This window comes from Legionella maioricensis (genome assembly GCF_023618015.1).
Lineage (GTDB): Bacteria > Pseudomonadota > Gammaproteobacteria > Legionellales > Legionellaceae > Legionella > Legionella maioricensis.
Genome location: NZ_JAJKBJ010000060.1, coordinates 1 through 1,168 on the forward strand (window position 1 = coordinate 1; position 1,168 = coordinate 1,168).

Consider the following 1,168-nt stretch of genomic DNA (forward strand, 5'->3'; position numbering starts at 1 on the left):
CGCGATCAAATTGGAGATTAAAGTGCCTAAGCATAATCTTATCTTAAATTTACCTGGATTTACTATAGAAAAGGTGAGTGGTTATCAGCCATTACTATTAGATATTAAGTATCATCGATTACCACGTTGTGCTCATTGCAATAGCAAGGAGGTTCGCAAGAAGTCGAGTTACCAACGAACCGTTGCTCATGAGTTAATTGGTCATCGTCGTAGCCTGTTGTGCTTTAGAGCTTATAAGCTCTACTGTAATACGTGTAAACGTTATGGGAATCAGCAATTTCCAGGTATCAATAAACATCAACGCTCAACCTGGCGTTTGCAGGCTGCTATATTCCATGCCCATACTCGAGGCATCTCACAAAAAGACTTGGCCCAGCAATTTAATAAAGGTAAGGCAACGATAGAGCGGTGGTATCATCGCCAATATAAGGAGCAAGCTCGCGAGCTGATGAATACTCCATGCCCCATCGTTCTTGGTATCGATGAGCATTTCTTTAGCCGTAAGCAAGGATTTGCTACGACCCTTTGTGACCTTCGTAAACATAAGATTTTTGATATCGTCAAAGGTCGTAGTGAGCCTGATTTAGCAGAGTACCTTCGTAGTTTAACGGGTCGAGAAAAGGTAAAGGTCGTATGTATGGATTTAAGCAGCACCTATCGCTCTATCGTTAAAAAATACTTCCCCAATGCAAAAATAGTGGCTGATAGATTTCATGTTATTCGATTGATGCAACATCAATGCATGACAACCTATAGAGAGCTATCCAGCAAAGTTAAAAGTAATCGCGGAATATTGGCTCTATTAAGAACACGACCCGATAAATTATCGCCACAGAAGTTACAAAAACGTGATGTGTTTCTTGCTGAAAATCCGGCAATAGACGCTATCTACCAATTCCAACAACAGCTTCATCAATTACTACTCAATAAAGCAATGAATCAGCAGTGGTGTCGTAAACATATACCTAAATTTTTAGAAATGGTTAATGCGCTTAAAAATAGCTCCTTTAGTGCTCTGGTTTCGCTTGGTAAAACTTTCCATCTATGGCAAGAGGAAATTGTTAGGATGTGGCGGTTTAGTAAATCAAATGGGATAACTGAAGGCTTTCATCGTAAAATGAAACTGATACAACGAAGAGCTTATGGCTTTCGTAACTTTGAAAATTAT

General features: G+C 39.5%; 1 protein-coding gene. It reads left to right on the forward strand.

The genetic code is table 11. The features are described from left to right. Positions 1-22: 22 nt before the first annotated feature. A partial coding sequence (locus LOX96_RS17475) for an ISL3 family transposase (RefSeq protein WP_250424814.1) occupies positions 23-1,168 on the forward strand: 1,146 nt, incomplete at its 3' end.